This window comes from Bacillus sp. FJAT-29937 (genome assembly GCF_001509555.1).
In the GTDB taxonomy this organism is placed as follows: domain Bacteria; phylum Bacillota; class Bacilli; order Bacillales; family Cytobacillaceae; genus Cytobacillus.
Map to the genome: position 1 here is coordinate 83,641 of NZ_LMAS01000006.1, position 24,724 is coordinate 108,364.

A 24,724-nucleotide genomic window follows, 5' to 3' on the forward strand; every position below is an offset into this window, starting at 1 on the left:
CTATTGTATTAATATGCATTCCTAGTTATTATTATAATAATTGATTGTAAGTATAGGAGAGATTGCTATGAATAGAAAAAATATTATTATTATTGGCGCAGCAGGAAGGGATTTTCATAATTTTAATACGTATTATCGTAATAATGAAATGTATAATGTTGTTGCTTTTACAGCAACTCAAATTCCAGATATCGATGGACGGAAATATCCAAGTGAATTAGCGGGCGAATTGTACCCTGAAGGTATTCCTATTTATTCACAAGAACAATTACCAGAATTGATTAAAGACTTGCAAGTGGATGAATGTGTGTTTGCGTATAGTGATGTGAATTACGAAGACGTGATGGGCGTGGGTGCGATTGTGAATGCAGCAGGAGCTAACTTCACATTGTTAGGGCCGAAAAGCACGATGTTAAAAAGTAATAAGCCTGTTATTTCCGTTTGTGCTGTGCGAACTGGAACTGGTAAAAGCCAAACCTCTCGAAAAGTGATTGAAACCCTGATCGAGCAAAATTTAAAGGTTGTTGCAGTAAGACACCCGATGCCTTACGGTGATTTAAACGCACAGCGTGTTCAGCGCTTTGCTACAGTGGAGGATTTAAAAGAGCATAATTGCACAATTGAAGAAATGGAAGAATACGAGCCACATGTGGCACGCGGAAATATAATATATGCAGGCGTGGATTATGCTGATATTTTAGCCGCAGCTGAAAATGATCCTGATGGCTGTGACGTTATTTTATGGGACGGAGGAAATAATGATTTTTCTTTCTTCGAGCCTGATTTAGCTATTACTGTCTTAGACCCACATCGCCCTGGACATGAGCTGAAATACTATCCCGGCGAAGTATGTTTGAGAACAACTGATGTGGCTATCATTAATAAAGTGGATAGCGCAGCAGCAGAAGCAGTTCAAATCGTAGAAAACAATATTAAATTCGCTAATCCGAATAGCACGATTATTAAAGCTGAATCAACGATTACGGTCGATCAACCGGAGGCTATTGCTGGAAAACGCGTGCTAATCGTTGAAGATGGTCCGACGCTAACACACGGTGAGATGAAAATTGGCGCAGGCTCAGTTGCAGCCAAGCGTTTGGGTGCGAAGGAAATTATTGATCCGCGTCCATTCGCAGTAGGTACATTAGTTGATACGTTTAACAAGTACCAGCATATTGAAAACGTCCTTCCAGCGATGGGATACGGCGAACAGCAATTAAAAGATCTTGAAGAAACGATCAATAAGGCTGACTGTGATGTAGTAATCATTGGCACACCGATCGATTTATCACGCGTCATTTCAATTAATAAGCCATGCACACGTGTACACTACGATTTAGACGAAATCAGCAGTCCGAACCTGAGCGATATTTTAAAGGACTTCATCCAAAAACATAAGCTTGTGTAATATTAGAAAAAGACTAGCGACATTAGTTGTTGCTAGTCTTTTTCAATGTAAGCTTCAAATGTAGATAAATCCAACTTTGGTTCCTTAAGATAGGAAAGAGGATGATTCAATAATTATTCTTTTAATTTCTTGAGAATTCGATAGTGCCCTTTTCCAGGAATATAGCCAATACTTCTATTAACATTTTGCATTGGAGCGTTACTTTCTTCCGAATCAGTGATCATAGTATGTGCCCCTGCTTTTATTGCTGCATCAATAGATATTCGTTTTAACGCCTTTGCAATCCCGCGGCCTCGGTATTCTTTTTGAACGCCTGTATAGTTCGTATACACCACCCCAGCATCCTCGGTGCTGAATAATTGAGTCACTCCAACGAAACGCTTACCATCAATGGTGATAAAAACCCAGTCATTGCGTGAAGAATCTTCTGGCAGAAACTCATTTCGCCACTGAGCAAAAGGAGGAAGGCTCTCGTATTGACCAGGATTATCCTTTGATGTTTCTACACATAATTCATATAATTTATGCTCTGTTTCCTCTCCTGGCATATCAGCTAACGTAACAAATTGAATACCTGATTTTGTTATTTGTTCTATTAAATCTACATACTTAGTTGAATCAAATTGATTGAGATCTAATACTAATTCAAATACATGAGCATCCAACGAAAAGCCACGTTTTTGAACAAAAGGAAGTGAAACATCAATCCAGTCCATTACTATAGATGATAATACAGATGCCTGATGTTCGTTAGCCCAATTTTCAATATGTGATAGGATCATTTCCCCTACACCTTGCTCACGAAAATCAGGGTGAACACAGAAGATACTTCCCAACTGACCGGGATCGGCCCAAGGAGCACGATAAGAAGCACCATAACCAATTATATGGCCCTTTTCGCCTTCAGCAACGACCCGTGTTCTTCCAAAGCCAACGAGTAGACCATTTTCATTTAATTTTAGATTAGAGGTGGCTGGCATTTGCTGATCTTCTTCTTCAATGGATTGAGCGGTTGCAGAACCAGGTTCAATTATGTTAAAGAGTTTCGCAATTTGTACATAATCTTCTGGAATTCTAATATCTCGAAGTCTTACGGCTGTAGAACCTTCACCTGATTTATTTAAGGACATTTATCTTTCCCTCCAATTAAATGCTGTCAAATAATTTACAAAACAGAGATTCTATTTAATTTCTACAATATCAAAAGAACTCCTTTTTTAGGAAAAGAATTAATCATTATAAAAATCATCTATTATACTATAAATCAATATTAAAATAGTCCTTTCATGTAGAAGGGAGAAGTTGTTCCTTAATTTAGTTCTTCAGTTTTGCAAAAGGGAAAAGGAACAAAGTGAATTTCCTCGTTTTGTTAGGTATTTTATTGACGAATATAAAAAAGTAGGAAAGGATAGCCTCTCCTACTTTTTCCTCTAGTCCACACCATGACTTTCAATAGTTATTTTAAAATAACAAATGAAGACTCTATCCCTCAATCCGCCTTCGATATCGAAACAGACTCGAACCAAGTTCATTCAACGCAATGGCCGCTAAGATAATGGCCGTGCCTACCCACTGAAGCGGTGTGATCGTTTCAGATAAAATAATGCTTGCTGATAGGATGGCGACCGGTAATTCAATAGATGTTAGGATATTGGCGATGCCTCCCGTAATTAAAGGCGCGCCCATCGCGAAAAATAGCGGCGGAAGGACAGCTCCAAATAAAGAAACTCCAACGGCACTGGTTAATAAGTTTGTCTCCAATGGAAATACAGATGGAATCTCACGCATGAAAATGACAAGAACTAAGATTGTTGATCCTGTTGCCATCAATGAGGTCCGGGTCCATGGATCCACATTTACTGCGACCTTTCCACTGAAAAAAATAAATCCCGCATAAGTGAATGCAGATAGAATGCCAAAAAGGATCCCTTTGAAAGGCATACCCTGTATGTCCCCATTTAAAACATTCGAAGCAAAAAAGACTCCTACTAATATTAAAATGATAGATAATATGGTTACAGGCGCAGGCTTGATTTTACTGAAAATCCATTCTAATAGGATTCCTATCCAAACGAATTGAAACATTAAAATGATGGCCAATGAGGCAGGCACATATTGCATGGCCCCATAATAAAAAATACTGGTTAATCCAGTAAAACAGCCGGTCATCATGATTTGAGGAATATTCTTTTTATTAAGCCCTTTAAAACCAGCACGTTTTATTAGGGTGAAAGACCATAGTAAAATGGAGGAAATCAACATTTGTGCGATATTAATTTGGCCAAGTGTATAGCCGAAGCTAAACCCCAATTTAGCAAATACCGGTGTAAACCCAAAAAAAGCAGCACCTATTAACACAAATAAAATACCTTTATTTAATTTCAATTATGAGACCTCCTTGGTGCTGAAATATACTATACTATTATAGCATAAATAGAGGATTGGCTGCCTCAATCCATGGGGTGAGTGAATAGCTTTAAGGAAACTATTAAAGAGAGGGGCATTGGTCACATTGATTGTTATGAATCTTGTTGATGAGCTGGGATCGGCAAAATATTTTCCCCTTCTCTCGTGTATCCGGACTATGGTTCCGTTATTTGTCTGAAAAAGCTGTTTTTCCAAGTTTATAGGACTGAGGTTCCTCTATTTCATGAAATGGAGGCTATTTCTCTATGTTTTTGGATCATTAACGGATTCTGTGTCCTATTCATTCAAAGAAAACGCATATTTTTTGTAAATAAGAGATCCCCTGTCCGCTGCTTGATAGGAACAGACACCATCCCCCGTTATGAACCTGTGAACAAGCAAAAAAATAACCCTTCCGAAAAAGGGATCTTCAACAAAAGACACGGGCTAAACCTATTCAATCCAGGGCCCCCTATATATCTGAGCGATTTTTCACAACTAAAGAAATAAATGAAAGTGTGCAAATGAAGGCAAATCCGATGAGAAGCCAGAATGCGGCGTCAAATGAGCCATTAGATGCTTCAACGATGAATCCAATGGCAATAGGAGTGACAAAGCCTGCAAGCTGCCCGCCAAAACTAACAAATCCCATGGTTGAACCGACAATTTGTGTTGGTACAGTTTTTAGGACACTTGTTGGGAGAAAAATGATGATAAATGCGCCAAAAACCATAATAATGGTTTGATATACCATGAATTCGGTGACACTGCTTGCATTAAACATAAGATAAAGCAGAACACCAACAGAGGCTGCGCTGATGATGCCGTAAATATATTCTTTTCCCTTTGGTAATTTATCTAAAATATAACCGGCCCCAAATGTCCCGATGATGGCTGACAATCCAGGAATGGCAGCAATCCAGCCTAATTCAAGCAGTTCTAATCCCCGAATGTTTACGAGATAAGTGGGCATCCATGATAAAAGTCCCCAGTTAATCGCATTTACACTAAACGAAGCAATGAACAAGCTCCAAACAAAAGGATACTTTAATAGCTGAAGTAAGGATTTTGGCTGTTGAATGTTTAATTCTACATTCACATTCTCATCTTCTGATTTAGGATTTTTTATGTAGAACCAAAAAATTATGGCTAAAACAACACCTATTACACCAATTATCCAAAACATTGAGCGCCACCCAATGGTTGCCATCATCGTCGTTGCAAATATAGGTGTCAAAATCCCTAAAAAGGCCCCTGATGAAAGAACGATGGCCATCGCTCTTCCTCTTTCCGATAAGGGAAAAGTTTGGGCAATCAGCTTGGATCCGGCTGGCATATAGCCCCCTTCTCCAATCCCGAAAAAAAAGCGAATCAATAATATCGAAGTTAACGACCACGCTGCGCCCGTTAAAGCAGTAAAGATGGACCACATGATGATGGCGGTTATCAAAACTTTTCTTGAGCCAAAACGATCGGCTAGCCAGCCCCCAGGAATTTGCATGAGCGCATAACCTGCAAAAAAACTGCTAAGCAGGAATCCTGTTGAGGTTGCACTTAGCTGCAAATCCTTCGTAATGGAAATGACAGCATAGTTCATCACAAATCTATCTAAATTTCCAAGCGACCATCCAGCAAATAATAAGGCTAATATGAAATGTTTTTCATCCCATGCTTTAAATTTCGCCAAAATCCTCTCCCCAGTCATTTTGAATTGGGTGCTGTCTTTATATTAAAGTGTGATCGCTTTATGACGGCCAAGTTCCCGCCGTTTTTGCCTAAGAAACTTAGGAAAAAAGTCTAGTATTATATATATTTTATAATTGGTGTATTAGCACATAAAAAAGAAAGTCACTATACTATCATTCAGATAGCACAGTGACTTTCAAAAATATCAGATTATCATTAATTGCGAATCAAGTAATCAAATGCGCCCAAGGCTGCATTCGCACCGGATCCCATTGAAATAATGATTTGTTTATATGGACTGTTTGTGCAATCTCCTGCAGCAAATACGCCAGGGATGTTCGTTGCGCCGCGATTATCGACAACGATTTCACCGATTCTAGATCGTTCAATGGTTTCACCTAACCAGTCAGTATTTGGCACAAGACCGATTTGAACAAATACTCCCGCCAATTCAATATGCTTCTCTTCTTCCGTGTCACGCTCAACGTAAGTAATTCCATTTACCTTATCGGTGCCGGTAATTTCTTTCGTTTGTACATTCTTCAAGACTGTGACATTCGATAAGCTGTTAAGACGGTCTTGGAGTACTGAATCTGCTTTAAGCTCTGCATTAAATTCAAGAACAGTTACGTGTTCAACAATTCCTGCAAGGTCAATCGCAGCCTCAACGCCGGAGTTACCGCCGCCAATAACAGCGACTTTTTTCCCTGCGAATAATGGGCCATCACAGTGCGGGCAGTACGCCACACCTTTATTCTTAAATTCAGCCTCACCAGGTACGCCGACATTGCGCCAGCGAGCACCAGTTGAAAGGATAACGGATTTGCTCTTTAGAACTGCACCGTTTTCCAATTCAACTTCAATGAGGTCTTTCTTTTCCAAACGTTTAGCACGCTGTAAGTTCATCACATCGATGTCATACTCTTTCACATGCTCTTCAAGGCTTGCAGCAAGCTTAGGACCTTCCGTTGACTTTACACTTATAAAGTTTTCGATGCTGAGCGTGTCCATAATCTGGCCGCCAAAGCGTTCAGCCACAATACCTGTGCGAATGCCTTTACGAGCCGCATAGATAGCCGCACTCGCACCCGCAGGTCCGCCTCCAACAACAAGAACATCGAATGGATCCTTATCAGCAAACTCGGACGCATCTGGACCGCTTCCCATTTTGGCAAGGATTTCTTCCAGTGACATACGGCCGCCGCCGAATTCTTCCCCATTAAGGTATACAGTTGGGACAGCTAGAATGTCTTTGCTGTCTACTTCTTCTTTGTATGCAGCCCCATCGATCATCGTATGTGAAATATTAGGGTTAAGAACGCTCATCACGTTTAATGCTTGTACAACATCAGGACAGTTGTGGCAACTTAAGCTGACGTATGATTCAAAGCGATATTCTCCCTTAATGCTTTTCACTTGATCAATGACTTTCTGATCGACTTTCGGAGCTCTTCCGCTTACCTGAAGAAGAGCTAATACTAATGAAGTAAATTCGTGTCCGAGAGGGACACCAGCGAAAGTTACTCCAGTGTCTTCGCCGATACGATTCACACTAAAGCTCGGAGTTCTTTCTAATTCTGTGTTCTCAACTTTTATTTTCTGTGACAACGTTGCTAATTCATCAACTAAAGCCAGCATGTCGCGAGAAACTTCATCAGATCCCGCACTTACTTTAAGAAGCACATCGCCCTCCATCATTTGAAGATATTGGGCTAATTGTGCTTTTATATCTGCATCAAGTAGCATGGATGACACTCCTTAAATTTTCCCTACAAGATCAAGGCTTGGCTTCAGTGTAGAAGAACCTTCTTGCCATTTTGCCGGGCAAACTTCACCTGGGTTGTTGCGCACGTATTGTGCAGCCTTAATTTTGTTAACAAGAATACTTGCATCACGGCCGATGCCGCCTGCATTAATTTCAAGTGCTTGTACAACACCGTCTGGATCGATAATGAAAGTACCGCGATCTGCAAGACCTTCTTCTTCGATTAGCACATCGAAGTTGCGGGAAATTTGTTGTGAAGGGTCGCCAATCATCACATATTTGATTTTGTTAATTGTTTCTGAATGATCATGCCATGCTTTATGTGTAAAGTGAGTATCTGTTGAAACAGAGAAAACTTCAACTCCAAGACCTTTTAGAGTATTGTATTCGTTTTGAAGGTCTTCAAGCTCAGTCGGGCAAACGAAAGTAAAGTCAGCTGGATAGAAGCAAACAACACTCCATTGTCCTTTCATGCTTTGTTCAGTAACCTCAATAAACTCGCCGCTTCCTGCATCATAAGCTTGTGCTTTGAATGGTAGAATTTCTTTTCCGATTAGAGACATAGTAAATCTTCCTCCTATATATGTTTTTAAATCTTAGATAGTTTGGGCATAAAGCCATCATTTTAAAAGGAAAAAATGATGAATATTTATTTCAATCATTATTCCTTAATTAAAATAATTCTAATACAATACCCATTGTTATATAGAATTTACTTTTTGTCAACAATTATACTTAACTTTTTAGAAGAACGTTGAAATACATACGGAAGTGGTTGGAATGATGGGTTTAGTCCTATCTTATAAAAAAGCATTTACTTTGATTTTTCATTGGAATTTATTTTTTCAATTACTATTGGTAGTTATCAATTACCCTGCGTTTTCAGCAATTAGAAAAAGGGATCATTAAGACCGTGGCCTCGGTCGAAAAAACACTTTAATTTTAAAAAGCACATTGAAAAAGGCTGTCCGGAAAGTCAGTTTTCATGACTGCTGGACAGCTTTTTCATTATTTTCTTCCAAAATTCCAAGTACTTATTGGTTGGGGGATTAGGTTAAGCACCTGGGCTAAAAAATAGACGGAAGAATTCCGCTTAATTAGTAAATAGCATTGGAAATAGCCATAATAGACGGAGAGATTCCGCCTATTTACTCGAAAAGGTCGAAAATGGGGGGATTTGCTTTGCATAGTGGGAAAACCTTCCCTTATTTATCCCAAAACTAACTCCATTCTGTATATAACCGGAAAATCTCCGCCTATTTTACTTTCGCTAGTTACTCGATGTATAAAAGATTTAACCTAAATAATGTAGTAAATCCTTTAATACCAATAAAAAACATTCATGATTTTGCAATCTCAACCCAGTATGTAAATGTCGTTGGCTTCATTTCTCTGCGCTGGTGATTACTCCGTACATCAAGGCTTGTTCAATGAATCCAACGACAATTTATTTTTACATAGAAAAAAACCATCAAATTCAATTACAAATTGATGGTTTTTTTATATATTTTTGGGGTTTTGTGACAGGAAAACAGATCCCGTTTTGATTTTTTGGTGTTATTGATTAACCTTCAATTGTTGGCTATTAAGCAATTGTTTTTTACAATCCGCCGGGATTTCTTACACTTAACGGAATGTTTTCATAGTCCTCAGGATTTAATTGATGGACAGATCCATCTGCTACACCGTTAATAATGCCCATAAGGCCTGTTTCGACCGTTTTAACGAGCTGGCCTTTTTTCTTTTGCCCGAAGTTTTGAGTTTGGCCGCTTACTTCAAATAGGACAGTTCCACTTCCATTTAAAGCAAATGAACCTAAAGCAGTACCAGGCAGGTCAATTTTTTGATCATATAATGAAATATTGGTAAAGACTGAATTTCCTTTTTCTTGTAAGGCGTTATAGACGGCTAAATTCAATTGGCGTGAGAAGTCATAATTGAAGTTATCCGCGTATGCAGCATATTTTTCTCCGCCAGGACTGTTTGGATTTGTAACGAATTTGCCTGAAATGGACATCGTTACCCGATCATCAGTCCCCTCTACATAAGGGAATCCTTGGTGGTGGAGATCCACGAATACATCCACATTTCCAAATTGCGCCTTCAAGTCTTTATATACGTCTCTTACCGTTTGTGCTTCAGGAGTAATATACCATCCATATTTATTCGATGCACCCGGAAAATCCTCTGCCTTAGGAACATAGTTCAAATCTGGGTGGAAATCACGGTTTACGTCAAATCCAGGTTTTTTATCATAATTCCAGCTTCCTGGAGTGGAATAATAGTTCCAGGCAGGCTTTACATTTGCAAGTTGAGGAAATTTGGCAACGACCGCTGACCAATCCATATCATTCGCACGACGGCTCAGCTCAGAACCATCCACATTCATCATCGGAATGACAACAATGGTAAGCTCATCTAAGATTTTTCTCGCTTCTTTAGAATTGCTGGATCCTAGGTCCTGCAGAATGTTTAGGAGCGCAACCGTTCCCGTTTTCTCATTTCCATGAATTTCACTCTGGATCAGCACAACCTTATCACCATGACCAACCGAAACCTTATAAATTCCACGTCCCTGGTTCGTATACCCAGCTGTTTCAACGCTTACTCTTCCTTGGCTCGATTTTTGAATCTGCTCTAGCTTCTTCCCGAGCTCCTCATAGCTAATGAAACCTTCAATCGATAGATTTTCCCCCTGCTGCGGACTTGGCCCTGGATCTGCTGACCCCACTGTCGGCACTGCAAATAAAGATGCAGCTAAAGCTGCTGAACTTAACACCTTCCAAACCTTTTTCATTCTTAATCCCTCCTCTTTTTATGTGAATATAAGGAGGTAATTCCACGATTTTTCCTTGATTCCTCTATGTTTTCAGAAAATGAATAGATGAGACTAAGAAGCTGAAAAAAAAGATAGGGATTAATATTCATATTTTTCAGAGTAATCGGTAAATATTACACCTTACGAACTATTTAGCCTACGCTCCTTTTTGTATTAATCCGATTATGTCTTTTCGCCAATCGTTTTTCAATATAACCTGTCCCAAATAGAACTCCAGCTGCAATAAACACAAATCCAATCAATTGTGAAGCTGTAATGGTTTCATTTAAGAAAAGTGCGGAGAACACTAGACCAAAAAAGGGAACAAAGTTATTAAATATAGCTGTTTGTCCTGCTCCTATCTTCTGAATCGCTGCATTAAAAACAACATACCCCAATCCTGTAGCCACTACCCCTGATACAATAAATAAAATGTAAATAAATATAGGGGCTGAAGTCATTTCATTGATTCCTTTAGGTTCAGCGATAAGACTAATAATCAGCAAACCTATTGAACCAACTAGGTACATGATTGTTGTTACCTGTTTTGAATCGAGTGTTTCTGTAGCCTTTTTTACAAAAATAAAACTAATGGCCTGGACGAACATAGCAATAAATATTATTAATTCTCCTTGAGACAATTGCATATTTCTGAACGAACCGCCTTGAATAAAAAAGACACCAGTTAACGCGAGAATAAAACCGATCGTTCGCAATTTAGTTAATTGTTCACCTAAAAAAACGAAGGCGAGTGTGGCTGTTGTGAGAGGTACTAATGCAAGAATTAAAGAAGCATTCGAAGCATCAATCATTGTTAAACCCACTGCCAAAAGCAAGTGATGTAGAATAACACTAAAAACACACCCGAGCAGTGTATAAATCCATTCTCGTTTCGTTAAACGGCGAAAGGATTTTCCGAGAATGATTATGAATAACGCTGTAATCCCAGCCATCATAATTCGGAATGCCGTCATGGTCTGTGGAGGTAATTCTGCCACCAATACTTTAATCATAACAATATTAAGTCCCCAAATAGCCGTGACAAAAAATACTAAACCGTAAGTTAGTAATAATCGCTTTTGATCCACAAACTTCCCTCCTTTGAACCCTGAATTTTACATTTCGATTACTGTCGGAATGTGCTCTGCATAGGTTAGGAAGTTATTGACGATCAGCTTTGTTATGACCTTCATATATCCGGTTGTCCTAACTTGAATTTTTAATAGTAGTAGCATATCATACTCACATACATTACAAAAGTGAATGTTCATCATGATGCGTATGACAAAATCAGATGGGGTGAGAGAAGAGATATGAATATCCAAAAATATATGGCATTTGTCAAAGCAGCGGAATTTGGCAGCTTTACAAAAGCTGCTCAAAGATTGGACTATACACAGTCTGGGATTAGCCGTATGATTAGTGATTTAGAAACGGAATGGGGGGTTTTCCTTTTCGAGAGAGGACGTGCCGGTATCAGTTTAACCTCGGATGGCTTAAAGTTACTTCCCCAATTAAAACGAATTTGTAACGAGCATGAAATCTTAATGACGCAGATCCAAGACTTACACGATATGGAGTCTGGGATGATTCGCATTGGGACATTTTCAAGCGTGGCAAGTCATTGGCTCCCTAACATTATCAAAATTTTTAAGAGGGATTACCCAAAGATAGATTTTGAATTTCTACTTGGAGATTATACAGAAATTGAAGGTTGGATTCTAAACGGACGTGTTGATTTCGGATTTGTGCGGCTGCCGTCAAATCCAGAATTAGAAACGATCTTTTTGGAGCAAGACCGTTTGCTGGTAGTGATTCCACAAAATCATCCTCTTGCTAATTGTGGAAAATTCCCAATTGGCGAATTGCTGAATAGTCCGTTTATGCTATTGGAAAAGGGAGCAAAAGCAGAAGTCTCTGAAATTTTTGAGATGCATCATATTTCACCGCAAGTTAATTTTACAACATGGGATGACTATGCCATTATGTCAATGGTGGAAAACGGGCTAGGAATCAGTATATTGCCAGAATTGATATTACAGCGTATTCCCCACAAGATTATATCTAAAGAGCTTGAAGTTCCTGCTTTTAGAAATATTGGTATTGCAATGAGAGATCAAAAATCACTTTCCATTGCGTCCAAGAGATTTTTAGAATATTTATCATATAGGACCAGAGGGGAATAAGTATTTATCCTTAATCGCAGAGCAAAAAGGATATGAAATAACCATTGAATACAACTATCTGAGTTTGGCGGACATCTGTTCCTTTAATTGCCCAAAAAGGGGCTAAATCCTCATATTTGCGGACATGGGTTCCGTAATTTTTAAAAAAAGCATTAATTTCCTGTGTTTTTTCCTTAATAGCGTCCTCTGTGTCCGATTGGCCCTTAAATTATGCTCATTTAATGAAATAACGGATCTACTGTCCTCCTAAATTTTTGACATGCCAGAATATAAAAATAGCAATGAATTTCACTTGGAGAATATTGGGGATAGGATATCAAAGAGATGTCCTATTCTTTTTTGTTAACTCTTCTTAATATATAGAAATAATTTTTTCGTTCCTGTTTTATTCGTAATGGAAGTTGTTAGGGTTATACAGTCAACTTGGAGGGAATGGGAAAGGGTGGAAATGCAGGCAGAATATCTAAAAGGTGCCATCCAGAAAGAAATTGAAAGATGTAGATTGGGAAATTAAGACATTTTATTTATTACAATATTCTACAAAATGGTAAGCTAATCGTTATTTTTTTTAATTCATGTGACATATCATGGTAATCTCTCTAATTTATAGTATGAGTCAGGCAGTTAATGGGCTGCTAGAATCTGATTTGCTATAAAGGAAGGTGCTGCTATACATATAATTTGCAGAAAAACATCTATCAGCAATTTAGAGAAAAATAACAAATAGGGAGAGAAAAAGATGAATAAAAAACAAATGAATTCAAAAAAAGAAAGTAAAAAGTTTGCAAAAAAAGTGGCTCCATTTGCGATGTCCACATCTATGATGGCTGCTGCATTTTTAGCTGCTGGTGCACCAACTTCTGCCGCAGAGCTAGAAAATAAAGGAGTTAAACCAGAAGTTCTGCAACATGTAAAAAATCACGGTCAGGAAGTATCTGCATTAGCTACAAGTCTGCCGGGATCTCCTGAAAAAGGGAAATTGATTAGCGAACTAGCAAAAAACAAATCGTTTAAAACAGTTAAGCTTAATACAGATGATGATAAAGATGAACCAAAACCGGTTGAAGGGGCTGATGGCGAAGAAGAAGCACAAGCTACTGACGAGGCAGCTAAGCCTGCCGACGAAGCCCAAGCCGAAGAAGGCACAGAAAATGCAGAATCAGAAGAAACAGCAGATGAAGCAGTAGAAGAGGAAGCCCAAGGGGAAGAAACAGCTGAATCTACTGACGAAGGACAAGCTGAAGAAGGCACAGAAAATGCAGAATCAGAAGAAACAGCAGATGAAGCAGTAGAAACTGACAACGCTAAAACTGACGAAAATGTTTCAAATGTAGATGCAGGGTTGTTTGATCAATGGGTAGTTGGAACCTACAAATCAATTACCAATGGCTATCAAAGCCTTATTGAATACTATCAAAAACTCATTGAGAAGCAATTTAATCAAACAGATTCTGAAGTAATGGTAGAAAATGAATCAGAAGAAAACGTAGTAGATCCATTAGCAGAAATACCAGTTGATACTGATATTGAAAGTACGACTGAGGTTGAAGAAACTACAGATACAGCTTTAGAAACGACTGAAGGTATCCCTGTTTCGGATGAAACAATTCCTACTGATGTTGATGCAGCAGATAACCAGGTCGACTTAGAAAATGTTGATGCAGCAGATAACCAAGTTGACTTAGAGAATGTTGATGCAACAGATAGCCAAGATTTACCTGGGAAAACGGAAGAAGATCAAGTAGATCCGGAAACTGTTCAAGATGAACAAGCAGCAACAGATGTTGAAACGGATGAGGCAACTCAAGAAAATGATCAAAAAGACGCAGTAGAAACTGACAACTCCAAATTCTCAATTATGGACAAATTAATTGGATACTATAAAGATTTAGTGACTGCCTACTCTAGCTTTTTGAACTTTTTCAAATAATGCAGTGCCGATTTCGGTAAACTAGTCTTTTAAAGATAGAAAAAAGAGAGGTTGGGGAGGCATTCTCCCCGCCTTCAATTAAACATGCAGTAGTCACAAGGCCACCATGAACATTATGGTGACCGTTTTCTCTCTTTTTGAAAAAGTCTATCCGTTTACGATCGTGCCGCCGTTCACATGAATAATCTGCCCGCTTACATAGGAAGAATCATCACTTGCCAAATATACATAGGCAGGCGCTAGTTCGTATGGCTGTCCTGCACGTCCAAGCGGTGTGTCGGTCCCAAATTGAGCCACCTTATCGACTGAGAATGTAGATGGGATTAATGGAGTCCAAATGGGCCCCGGTGCTACACCGTTAACGCGTATTCCCTTTCCCGCTAGTGACAACGCAAGAGATCTAGTAAAAGTAACGATTGCCCCTTTGGTTGCTGAGTAATCAATCAGCTGTTCATGTCCGGCATAGGCTGTTATGGAAGTGGTATTTATAATGGAACTGCCTTTTTGTAAATACGGAAGAACCATTTTTGTTAAATAAAAATAAGAAAAAATATTTGTCCGAAAGGTTCTTTCCAGTTGGGCAGAAGAAATATTCAGGAGACTATCCTGAGGGTGCTGCTCTGCTGCGTTGTTTACTAATACATCTATTTTCCCAAACTGGTCAATCGCATTATTGACAATCTCTCTACAAAAAGACTCATTTCCGATATCTCCAGGAAGTAATAGACATTCTCTTCCTTCCGCCTCAATTAATTGCTTCGTTTCGTTTGCATCTTCATGCTCTTCCAGGTAGTTAATCGCAATATTTGCCCCTTCTTTAGCAAAATAGATGGCTGTAGCCTTTCCAATTCCGCTGTCACCACCTGAAATGAAAGCTATTTTTCCTCTTAATTTCTCTGCCCCTTTATAATTGGGGTCAATTGAGGTTGGTTTTGGATCCATCCGACTTTCTAGTCCAGGCTGCTTGTTTTGATGCTGTGGGGGAAAAGCGTTTTGCTTCGGCTGATTTTGTTTGTTTGGCATGTTGAACGAACCTCCAACTAGTATTTATTTTCCTAGTATGGAGTAAACTTGCATGGATTATTTGTTTCGATGGTATCTGGCGATTTTTTTACGAAACTTATTTAGATCTACCGTCCTTTTTGTATACTTTAAATATTCCTTCCACTGCCCAACGGCTTCCCTAGTTTCACTGCGCCAAGTTTTAAAAATAGAATCCCTTCTCTATAAAGCCCAGAACCGATATTATTTTCATAGGACTACACTTAAGAAAATCTTAAGATTTACATAAAGAGTTTGTTAAGATTTGTTGGCTATTCTATCTTTAGGACAAAAAATAAAGGGGAGATAGGCCATCGACTATAAATACAGGGGAGAATGCAAATGAACATATTGGTTTGTGATGATGATCAGGCGATAGTGGATGCGATTGGGATTTATTTGGAAAATGAAGGCTATCAAATATTCAAGGCTTTTAACGGGATCGAAGCGATAGAAATCATTGATGACCAGGAGATTCATCTGATTATCATGGATATTATGATGCCTAAGATGGATGGAATAAACGCAACCATGAAGATTCGGGAAACTAATAAAATTCCATTGATCATGCTTTCTGCCAAATCAGAGGATTACGACAAAATTTTAGGATTAAATATTGGAGCGGATGACTACATAACGAAGCCTTTTAATCCTTTAGAACTCATCGCAAGAGTGAAATCCCAGCTAAGAAGGTATACAACATTAGGCGGGCTGGAAACAAAGAAAAATGTCTTCAAAACGGGCGGCCTCATGATTGATGATGAAAGCAAAACGATAACGGTTGATGGAGAGGCAGTCCGCTTGACACCGGTACAATATAAGATCCTAAAGCTTCTGACAGCAAACGCCGGGAGAGTATTCTCCATTGAAGAAATTTATGAAAAAGTATGGAATGAAACAGCCTTCAGTCCAGAAAATACGGTCACCGTTCATATTAGAAAAATTAGAGAGAAAATCGAAATCAACCCGAAAGAGCCCAAATATTTAAAGGTGGTGTGGGGAGTTGGATATAAAGTTGAAAAAGTTTAGCCACTTAATGACAACAAAAATAATTATTTTTATCTTAATGATTACATGTTTTACAGGTGCCATCCAAGCATCTGTAGATTTAGCAGTCAAGGGCGATGGGGATCTTGGACTTGTTTTTGGAGACAGCTACTTTCGCAGCAAGTCATTTGAACGGGAAAGTGAACCTCTCCTTTTTGACCTTACTAGATTGATCGGGGAATATAAGAGTGAGGAACATATTTTAAATGGTGGAACGATCAGTGAGGAAGAATGGAGAAACGAAGAAGAAAACTTATTTGAAGATTATCAGTTTCATTCGAAAAATTTCAATCCCAATTTAAGTGAAACGGAAAACTATGAAAAGTTTAAAGAAGACTATGCAGATAAGATCTCTCAGGCAAGAGACAGGCTGATTAAGGATGATTTAAGAGAGTTTCATTTATTAATGCAAAATATTAAAGAAATTAAAGGTCCTTTGTATTATGCAAGTGATGGGGTAAATGTATTTAAGAACAGTTCGCAGACGGAAAAGGGACAGTTTAAAACTTATCCTTCTTACTTGTTGTTTGAGGATTATTCAAGTGAAATTTACCCAGAGGAAATAGAAGACAATGAATCCTTCTATTGGTTTCGAGAAGGTAAAGAAGAATTTGATTCAAAGGGAAAGGCTATTTATATCGCTTTTACAGACGAATTTTTAAATAACAAAATAAAAGCTTGGAAAGAAAGTAAGGCAAGTGCCACAGAAAGTTTTTATAGAGTAGTAGGATTTTTTACAGGGTTTATTCTTTTATTTCTATATTTAGTCACTGTGGCCGGGAGAAGATTATTTAAGGATCAAGAGGTCCATTTACACGCAGTAGATAAATTATATGTGGATATTAATTTTTTCCTATTCTCAGGACTTATGGTGACATGGGTTGCCACGATGGAAACTATAACTTATTCAAACATACACAAGGCTGTTATTCCAATCACGATTCCGATTTCCGCAGCAGGGTTCATGCTGATTCTATCCCTAGTAAGGCATATCAAAAATAGAACGTTCTTTAAGCATACATTAATTTATAAACTCTTCTCGATTCTGTTTAAGTTTGTAAAGGATGTATATGAAAACGGAAATGTTGCGGTCAAAACAGTTTTAATTGTTATTGGATACCCCGTTTTGATTGCTTTAACATTTTTCATGTTTCCTATCACGATCGGGCTGGCTGCTTGGTTCTCATTAAGAAGAGTCAAGTCATTTAATGCTATAAAAGAAGGGGTCGAGAGGATAAAAGATGGGGATATTCATCATCACATCGATGTTGGCGGAAAAGGAGAGTTTAGTAAACTTGCGGCTAACATCAACAGTATGACTGATGGATTGAAAAAAGCGGTGGATAGCGAATTAAAAAGTGAGCGGCTGAAAACGGAGCTTATCACGAATGTATCCCATGATATAAGAACCCCATTAACTTCTATTATTACGTATGTAGATTTATTGAAAAAGGAAAAGGACCCAGCAAAGGTAGCCGAATATGTCGAAGTATTAGATCAAAAATCAAAACGGTTAAAACTATTAACGGATGATTTATTCGAAGCAGCAAAAGCTTCCAGCGGAAATATTCCCGTTCAGCTGGAGCGAATCGATATTAGTTCGTTAATCAATCAGGGCCTAGGGGAAGTAAGTGATAAAGTCGAAGAGCTGGGTTTAGAATTTAGATTCAATTACCCTAAGGAAAAGGTATATATTCAAGCCGATGGAAAATTATTATGGAGATCCATTGAAAACGTATTATCCAATATATTCAAATATGCCCTTAAAGGGTCTAGAGTATATATCGACATCGAGGAGACAGGCAACGAAGTCCTTCTCACCTTTAAGAACATTTCAGCCTATGAGCTCAATATTTCAGCAGACGAATTAATGGAGCGTTTTAAAAGAGGCGATGAATCCAGAACGAGCCAAGGCAGCGGATTAGGGCTATCCATTGCCGAAAGCCTGACTGAAATACAAAAAGGCAAATTCATGATACAAGTCGATGGAGATTTATTTAAGACGATGATTTATATGCCTAAATATAAAGATGTTATCTAAAGGGAACTTAGCAGACCAAATCGATTATGATTTGGTCTTTTCATATCTAATAAGGAAATCCCCCATCCATCTGTGCTTGGCGGACATCTGTTCCGTTAATTGGGCAAAAGTGGGCGATTTTTCATATTTGTGGACATGGATTTCGCTATTTATAAAAAAAGCGTTAATTTCCTGTGTTTTTCCGTCAATAGCGTACCCAGTGTCCGCTTTGCCTGTAAATTATGGCTATTTCATACATATAACGGATCTACTGTCCGCCAAACTCCATGCATGACTATTTGTAGTGAAGTTTCATCAAGATTGCGAAGACCTGGGCCCGCTGGATGAACTTCTCAGCTTTAAAATAACTTAAAATTATCATATAATAGTAAATATACTAATCTACAAATAAATGTGTTATACTCATAGATAAATGTGATATACTTATTAATGTGATATAATCACGATAAGCTTATTTTTGATACAGAATCGGTGTGGACTAGATCGCGCCTTCGCTTGGTGTGGCGCTTAAGTAGGGGAGCCTGCATCCTTTCTGCAAATTTTAGGTATAAGGGATGGTTAAAATGAGCAACAGCGAAACGAAAACTGACGTCATCTTAATTGGTGCCGGAATCATGAGTGCGACTTTAGGGACACTTCTGAAAGAATTAGTACCGGAATGGGACATTTCAGTGTTTGAAAAGCTCGAAAAGGCTGGAGAAGAAAGCTCTAACGAATGGAATAATGCAGGAACTGGGCATGCCGCATTGTGCGAGCTTAACTATACAAGCGAAAAACCAGACGGATCTATCGATATTAGCAAGGCGATCAAAATTAATGAACAATTTCAGATTTCGATGCAATTTTGGTCTTATCTTGTCAGCAGAAAGCTAATCAATAATCCGCATGACTTTATCATGCCCTTGCCCCATATGAGTATGGTACAAGGGGAAGAAAATGTAACCTTTTTAAAGAAGCGTTTTGAAGCGCTTTCAAATAATCCGCTGTTCAAAGGGATGGAATTTTCCGATGACCCGGCAAAGTTGATGGAATGGATTCCGCTTATTATGGAAGGCCGTTCATCGAATGATCAAATTGCAGCGACAAAGATTGACTCAGGAACGGATGTTAACTTTGGTGCATTAACACGTATGCTATTTGGCCATTTAAAAAATCAAAACATTGAAGTCAAATATAAACATCAAGTGGAAGATATTACCCGGACTAGTGATGGTCTATGGGAATTGAAAATTTGGAATATGGAAACCGGCAACATCGAACGCCATACAGCCAAATTTGTCTTTATCGGCGGCGGCGGCGGCAGTCTGCATTTGCTGCAAAAAACGGGCATTCCTGAAAGCAAGCATATTGGCGGATTCCCTGTAAGCGGAATTTTTCTGTCATGTAACAATCCAAAAGTGGTTGAACAGCATCATGCAAAAGTTTACGGAAAAGCTAAAGTGGGTGCGCCTCCAATGTCTGTTCCACATCTTGATACACGATATATTGATAATAAGAAATCATTGCTATTTGGACCATTTGCCGGATTCTCACCGAAGTTCTTAAAAACGGGTTCAAATATGGACTTAATTACTTCAGTCAAACCAAATAATGTTTTAACAATGCTGGCGGCAGGTGCAAAAGAAATGTCATTGACGAAATACCTAATCCAGCAGGTTATGTTATCGAAAGAACAGCGTATGGAAGAACTGCGAGAATTCATTCCGAACGCTAAATCTGAGGATTGGGAATTAGTAGTAGCGGGCCAACGTGTACAAGTAATTAAAGATACTGAGGCTGGCAAAGGAACGCTTCAATTTGGTACGGAAGTAATTAATGCGGCTGATGGCTCGATTGCAGCATTATTAGGAGCTTCTCCAGGTGCTTCTACGGCTGTTCACGTTATGCTTGAGGTCTTAAATAAATGCTTCCCTCAACATGTGAAAGAGTGGGAGCTGAAAATTAAAGAAATGATCCCTTCTTATGGCTTGTCACTTATGGAAAATCCAGAGCTTCTGCACGAAATTCACACTTCAACAGCAGAAACGCTCGGTTTAGCCGAAAAAGAATTAGTTCATAGTTAAATTTCAGATAAAAGTTCCGAACCTTTAATCTAGCTTTAGATTGAAGGTTCTTTTTTATCGTTAATTTGCGGTTTCACAACGGTCCAAAGCGCCATATACATATACTACTTTTGATCATAAAGGAGTTTATAAAATTGGGAATGAAGGGCCGCATGACATTTATGACGTGGAATCTTTATGCTGGTGCAGACTTGGGGCCGATTTTTACCGCGAAGGTTAATGAACTTCCACAACGTGTTACCGAGGTATATCGCCAATTTCTAGCGACTAATTTTCCTGAACGTGTAAAAGAAATCGCCCGTCAAATTGCTTTGAATCAGCCTGATATCATCGGATTGCAAGAAGCGGAACTATGGGCGCTGCAAGTCATGTCAGTACCAAGTTTCCCTATCGTAAAATACAATTTTATTAAACTTCTGTTAAAAGAACTGAGAAAATTCGGATTACAGTATGAAGTCGCGGCCACAAATAAAAACGGTTTTGCTTCCCTGATTTCAAGTGAAGGGAATTCAGTATCTTTGTCGGACAGAGACACTACTTTAGTCCGAAAGCAATCCGGACTGCAGGTTATTCAATCCATCTCAAAGGAATTCCAAGTCAATTTGAAAGTTCCCATTGGGGTGAAAACCTTTCAGATTGTTAGGGGATGGTCATTCATCGATGTGAAAGCAAATGGCCGTACTTTCCGGGTGATCAACACCCATTTGGAACCTCTTTCTGAAGGTGTCCAAATTGCGCAAGGCAACGAAATACTGAAAGGGCCCGCCAAAACCAATCTTCCGGTTATTATCCTTGGAGATTTGAATTCGGATGCTGATGGCACGGGTACACCAACTTACGGAAATTTTAGATCAGAAGGATTTGAGGATGTTTGGGAGGAAGCAGGTCAAGGGGGCGGCTTTACCTGCTGTCAAGATGCGGATTTGTTAAATGGTCTATCCTCACTTAATAGAAGAATAGACTTTATTTTATTCAAAAACGGCTGGATGCCGATTCGTGCAGATCTAGTAGGGGAAGACCAAAGCGATAGAACCCCAACCGCGCTCTGGCCTTCTGATCATGCTGGAGTAGTTGGCAGGCTATTTTTACCGTAAAATTGGAAAAGGCTGCCGGACGCTAGGATCCGCAGCTTTTTTCAGTTAAAACGTAAAGCGGGAAACTTGTTCGTCTCCGATCATTAGCCCGTCTATTTCTTGGAAACCTACTTTTTCGTAAACACGTTTTGCGTGCTCATTTGTTGGTTCATAAGATAGGGAGATGGTTTGATGGCGATCCTCTTTCATGTTCCTAATATCGTCAATTACAAGTTGAATCGCTTCTTTGCCATACCCTTTCCCTTGATGGTTTTGATCAATCATCATGCGATAAATCCAGTATTCATGGTCGTCTTCGTCAATTCCGAAAAGTGTAAATCCAATCATTTCCTCGCCGTTATAGATTCCTTTTGCGTGGAAATTTTCAAGGAAATTCAACTGGGCTAATGATACCGCATTAGATGCCACAAACATCACTTGATCTTCACGGACACGCAGGGAAATGGCCTTACGCCAATTGTCTTTCGTAATCGATTCTAAATGCAACATATGTCAACACTCCATTCCATTCATCAAAAAACTTTTGAAAAAATAACGCCTTCTATTTATTCGGTAAAAACGATTTATTTCCTTTATTCCCTTATAAAAATAGAGGTAAATTGACTATTGAAGAGAGATATGTAAAAGTAAAAAGAGATACTGAAGGAGGAACTGAACGAAGTGATAAACATAACGATTCCAAAACCAACTGTAACCATTACGAAACAGAAAAATCCGGAGCTCAGCCATATTTATGGATTTACTGACTTTCATCTTATCCCTAGAGATAAGGGTGGTATATTTATGTTTTATAACAGTAATCAAGAGCTACTATTCGTTGGGAAGGCAAGGAAGCTGAGACCAAGAATTAAAAAGCATTTTGAGGATACTGTATCCCCAATCAAATTGCATAGAGATGAAGTGACAAAAATTGAAGTTTGTGTAATAGAGGATCCTGTACATAGAGAAATTTACGAAACGTATATCGTTAATGAACTTAAGTCGAAGTACAATATAGACAAGGTGTTTTTTAGATAAGCTTATTAAGAGAGGCAATAGGTATAGTCAAATTAGATCATATCTATTGTCTTTTTATTATTTTAAAAGGATGAGAATGGTGGTTAGTAAATATATTTATACGTATTCCTGCAAAGAAGGGGAACGTTCATTATGTGATTTAGAAATGCGCACATTACTTGGGAGTGAGCCGCAAATTGGCATTGTGGAGAGCCATTTAATGCTGGATCCAAGCCGAAGTCCGTTTTTAAAGGAAAGAGTTTCTGTAATGTTTGAGGCGGAAACTCTTGATCATCTTCTTGAACAAGTTTCAGCCTTAGAAGTAACGGGTGAAACTTATAAAGTGATATATGTAAAAAATGGTGCTCCTGAAAAGGTAGGGTTTGAAAATCGGCGTACTATTGAGAAGAAAATTGGACTACATATAAATGGAGTGGCTGATCTCCATCACCCACAGCAATTGTTTGGCGTCATAGTGGTAAACGGAAGATGGATATTTGGTGATTATGTTGAAGGTGAACCTGTTTGGCATCGGCATCAGCAGAAGCCGAATAGTTACTCCACGGCGCTTAATACACGTGTGGCAAGGGCCATTGTCAATATCGCCATACCTGATCCAAGTGGGATCAAGGCTATTGACCCTTGCTGTGGAATTGGGACCGTACTAGTGGAGGCTTTATCAATGGGGATTGATATAGTGGGAAGTGACAGAAATCCACTTGTTCTTGGCGGAGCGAGGGAGAATATCGCCCATTTTGGACTAACCGGAGAAGTGAAATTAGCCGATATCCGTGACATCACGAATCAATATGACACAGCGATTATTGATTTGCCGTATAATTTATGTTCAGTCATCACCCCAGAAGAGCAGGCCGAAATGCTTCAAAGTGCTCGTAGATTTGCTAAAAGAGTTTTAGTGGTAACCGTTGAGCCGATTGATGAAATTCTTGTCAACACAGGGTTTGTTGTGGTGGATCGGGCTTTCGTTAGGAAAGGGTCATTTACCCGCGAAGTGATTGTATGTAAGTAAACCTTATTTCCCTATAATGGGAAGCAATAATAGCTTTAGCGATTCTAAAAAATGAATACTAAGGAGATTATGATAATGAAAGTGGGATTTGTTGGAACAGGGAATATGGCAAGCGCCATCATTAGAGGGATGATTAATAAAGAACATACAAGGGCGAATGATATCTTTGTATTCGATGTAGATACGGAAAAGATGAATCAGTTTGTTAGGGAGACTGAAACGAATACATGTGCCTCCTGCGAAGAGTTGGTAGAATGTGCGGATATATTGGTTTTAGCGGTCAAACCGAACCAATTTGAGACCGTTTTAACACCATTGAAAGAGTGTATTCAAACAAGAAATCCACTGATTGTTTCCATTGCAGCAGGAACTTCGATTGAAAAGATCCAAACGCTTACAGAGGCAGGAAGTGAGCTAGCCATTATTAGGGTCATGCCGAACGTAAATGCCATGATTGGTGAAGGGGCTGCAGCTGTTTGCGGGAATAAATCTGCTAGCCAGGAACAAGTGAATTTTGTTCTGGACATGTTTAATGCGATTGGCATGGCAATTGAACTACCTGAGGAGCATTTCAGCACGTTTACAGCCATTGCTGGCAGCTCGCCTGCTTATGCGTATTTATTTATTGATTCCTTGGCCCGTGGCGCTGTGAAAAATGGGTTGCCGAAAGAGTTAGCCAATAAAATTGCCGCACAAGCTGTTTTAGGAAGCGCAAAGATGATTCTTGAAAGTGATGAGGACCCATGGGTGCATATTAATCGAGTCTGCTCTCCCGGCGGAACAACGGTAGCCGGCTTAGTGGCGTTAGAGGACCAAGCCTTTATCTCAACGGTGATCAAGGGTGTAGATGCAACGATTAAAAGAGATGAGGAATTAATGGGAAAATAATTGTTGTAATAACACTTTTATTAGTAGTGAACATGGTAGGAGCTCAGGGTGTTGACTTTACTAAAATAGGTAACTATTAGCGGAAGGCGGTCCTCTCAAAAGTTTAAAGGACTCCCCTTCCGCTATTTGCGCAAAATCCCCCTATTTCCAACTGTTGCGGCCACCCATTCCGTTAATCGATGGAAATCATACATAAAATCCCTTCATTAGCCCTAATAGCGGAGCCTAAGTCCGATCAGCCTATGAATAATGGCATTTTTGTGAAATAAAGGAACCACTGTCCGCTAATTTCTTCAGCCTGAAGAATTCGATGTATGAAGTGCTT

19 protein-coding genes are annotated in these 24,724 nt (G+C 39.0%); 10 read left to right on the forward strand and 9 right to left on the reverse strand.

The window, feature by feature from the left end; translation table 11 throughout:
- The first annotated feature begins 67 nt into the window (after window positions 1-67).
- Window positions 68-1,408: a cyclic 2,3-diphosphoglycerate synthase gene (locus AR328_RS14085; RefSeq protein WP_066296236.1), complete on the forward strand. Its 1,341-nt coding sequence runs from the start codon at window positions 68-70 to the stop codon at window positions 1,406-1,408.
- A 113-nt stretch (window positions 1,409-1,521) separates the two neighbouring features.
- Here AR328_RS14085 and AR328_RS14090 read toward each other — a convergent pair whose 3' ends face one another.
- The 7 genes from AR328_RS14090 to AR328_RS14120 form a co-directional block, all read right to left on the reverse strand.
- Window positions 1,522-2,538, reverse strand: coding sequence for a GNAT family N-acetyltransferase (locus AR328_RS14090; protein ID WP_066296242.1), 1,017 nt, complete (start codon window positions 2,536-2,538; stop codon window positions 1,522-1,524).
- A 352-nt stretch (window positions 2,539-2,890) separates the two neighbouring features.
- Window positions 2,891-3,793 carry an EamA family transporter gene (locus AR328_RS14095; RefSeq protein WP_066296247.1) on the reverse strand — a complete coding sequence of 301 codons (903 nt, stop codon included), beginning with the start codon at window positions 3,791-3,793 and terminating at the stop codon, window positions 2,891-2,893.
- A 493-nt stretch (window positions 3,794-4,286) separates the two neighbouring features.
- Window positions 4,287-5,501, reverse strand: a complete 1,215-nt coding sequence (locus AR328_RS14100) for an MFS transporter (protein ID WP_442854454.1) — start codon at window positions 5,499-5,501, stop codon at window positions 4,287-4,289.
- A gap of 215 nt (window positions 5,502-5,716) precedes the next feature.
- Complete coding sequence (gene ahpF / locus AR328_RS14105) at window positions 5,717-7,246, reverse strand: alkyl hydroperoxide reductase subunit F (protein ID WP_066296252.1); 1,530 nt, start codon at window positions 7,244-7,246, stop codon at window positions 5,717-5,719.
- Window positions 7,247-7,258: 12 nt separating this feature from the next.
- The gene (ahpC, locus tag AR328_RS14110) at window positions 7,259-7,828 is read right to left on the reverse strand and encodes an alkyl hydroperoxide reductase subunit C (protein ID WP_066296255.1); all 570 of its coding nucleotides are present in this window, start codon (window positions 7,826-7,828) and stop codon (window positions 7,259-7,261) included.
- A gap of 1,037 nt (window positions 7,829-8,865) precedes the next feature.
- Window positions 8,866-10,062, reverse strand: coding sequence for a M14 family zinc carboxypeptidase (locus AR328_RS14115; protein WP_066296263.1), 1,197 nt, complete (start codon window positions 10,060-10,062; stop codon window positions 8,866-8,868).
- Window positions 10,063-10,235: 173 nt separating this feature from the next.
- On the reverse strand, window positions 10,236-11,171 hold the full coding sequence (locus tag AR328_RS14120; RefSeq protein ID WP_066296267.1) for a DMT family transporter: 936 nt from the start codon (window positions 11,169-11,171) through the stop codon (window positions 10,236-10,238).
- Between the two features lie 225 nt (window positions 11,172-11,396).
- On the opposite strand from AR328_RS14120, the gene AR328_RS14125 reads away from it, so the two are divergent.
- Both AR328_RS14125 and AR328_RS14130 read left to right on the forward strand, forming a co-directional pair.
- Window positions 11,397-12,269: a LysR family transcriptional regulator gene (locus AR328_RS14125; protein ID WP_066296270.1), complete on the forward strand. Its 873-nt coding sequence runs from the start codon at window positions 11,397-11,399 to the stop codon at window positions 12,267-12,269.
- 739 nt (window positions 12,270-13,008) lie between these two features.
- On the forward strand, window positions 13,009-14,199 hold the full coding sequence (locus AR328_RS14130; RefSeq protein ID WP_066296280.1) for a hypothetical protein: 1,191 nt from the start codon (window positions 13,009-13,011) through the stop codon (window positions 14,197-14,199).
- 147 nt (window positions 14,200-14,346) lie between these two features.
- On the opposite strand, the gene AR328_RS14135 is transcribed toward AR328_RS14130, so the two are convergent.
- Window positions 14,347-15,222: an SDR family oxidoreductase gene (locus tag AR328_RS14135; protein ID WP_066296283.1), complete on the reverse strand. Its 876-nt coding sequence runs from the start codon at window positions 15,220-15,222 to the stop codon at window positions 14,347-14,349.
- 360 nt (window positions 15,223-15,582) lie between these two features.
- Between AR328_RS14135 and AR328_RS14140 the strand changes: the two genes are divergently transcribed.
- The 4 genes from AR328_RS14140 (at window position 15,583) to AR328_RS14155 (ending at window position 21,485) form a co-directional block, all read left to right on the forward strand.
- The gene (locus AR328_RS14140; protein ID WP_066296287.1) at window positions 15,583-16,269 is read left to right on the forward strand and encodes a response regulator transcription factor; all 687 of its coding nucleotides are present in this window, start codon (window positions 15,583-15,585) and stop codon (window positions 16,267-16,269) included.
- Window positions 16,256-18,328 carry a HAMP domain-containing sensor histidine kinase gene (locus tag AR328_RS14145; RefSeq protein ID WP_231734851.1) on the forward strand — a complete coding sequence of 691 codons (2,073 nt, stop codon included), beginning with the start codon at window positions 16,256-16,258 and terminating at the stop codon, window positions 18,326-18,328. Before AR328_RS14140 ends, AR328_RS14145 begins: the two co-directional genes overlap by 14 nt.
- Before the next feature lie 563 nt (window positions 18,329-18,891).
- Window positions 18,892-20,391 carry a malate:quinone oxidoreductase gene (locus AR328_RS14150; RefSeq protein ID WP_066296298.1) on the forward strand — a complete coding sequence of 500 codons (1,500 nt, stop codon included), beginning with the start codon at window positions 18,892-18,894 and terminating at the stop codon, window positions 20,389-20,391.
- Between the two features lie 140 nt (window positions 20,392-20,531).
- Window positions 20,532-21,485 (forward strand): endonuclease/exonuclease/phosphatase family protein, encoded by a 954-nt coding sequence (locus tag AR328_RS14155; protein WP_066297301.1) that lies wholly within the window; start codon window positions 20,532-20,534, stop codon window positions 21,483-21,485.
- Between the two features lie 45 nt (window positions 21,486-21,530).
- Here AR328_RS14155 and AR328_RS14160 read toward each other — a convergent pair whose 3' ends face one another.
- Window positions 21,531-21,974 (reverse strand): GNAT family N-acetyltransferase, encoded by a 444-nt coding sequence (locus tag AR328_RS14160; protein ID WP_066296301.1) that lies wholly within the window; start codon window positions 21,972-21,974, stop codon window positions 21,531-21,533.
- 171 nt (window positions 21,975-22,145) lie between these two features.
- On the opposite strand from AR328_RS14160, the gene AR328_RS14165 reads away from it, so the two are divergent.
- The 3 genes from AR328_RS14165 to proC all read left to right on the forward strand — a co-directional run bounded on the left by AR328_RS14165 (window position 22,146) and on the right by proC (window position 24,399).
- Entirely contained in the window at window positions 22,146-22,502 is a 357-nt protein-coding gene (locus tag AR328_RS14165) for a nucleotide excision repair endonuclease (protein WP_066296304.1), read from the forward strand.
- A gap of 79 nt (window positions 22,503-22,581) precedes the next feature.
- The gene (locus tag AR328_RS14170) at window positions 22,582-23,511 is read left to right on the forward strand and encodes a TRM11 family SAM-dependent methyltransferase (protein ID WP_331457191.1); all 930 of its coding nucleotides are present in this window, start codon (window positions 22,582-22,584) and stop codon (window positions 23,509-23,511) included.
- Between the two features lie 75 nt (window positions 23,512-23,586).
- Window positions 23,587-24,399 carry a pyrroline-5-carboxylate reductase gene (gene proC, locus AR328_RS14175; protein ID WP_066296309.1) on the forward strand — a complete coding sequence of 271 codons (813 nt, stop codon included), beginning with the start codon at window positions 23,587-23,589 and terminating at the stop codon, window positions 24,397-24,399.
- The last annotated feature ends 325 nt before the right edge of the window (window positions 24,400-24,724 follow it).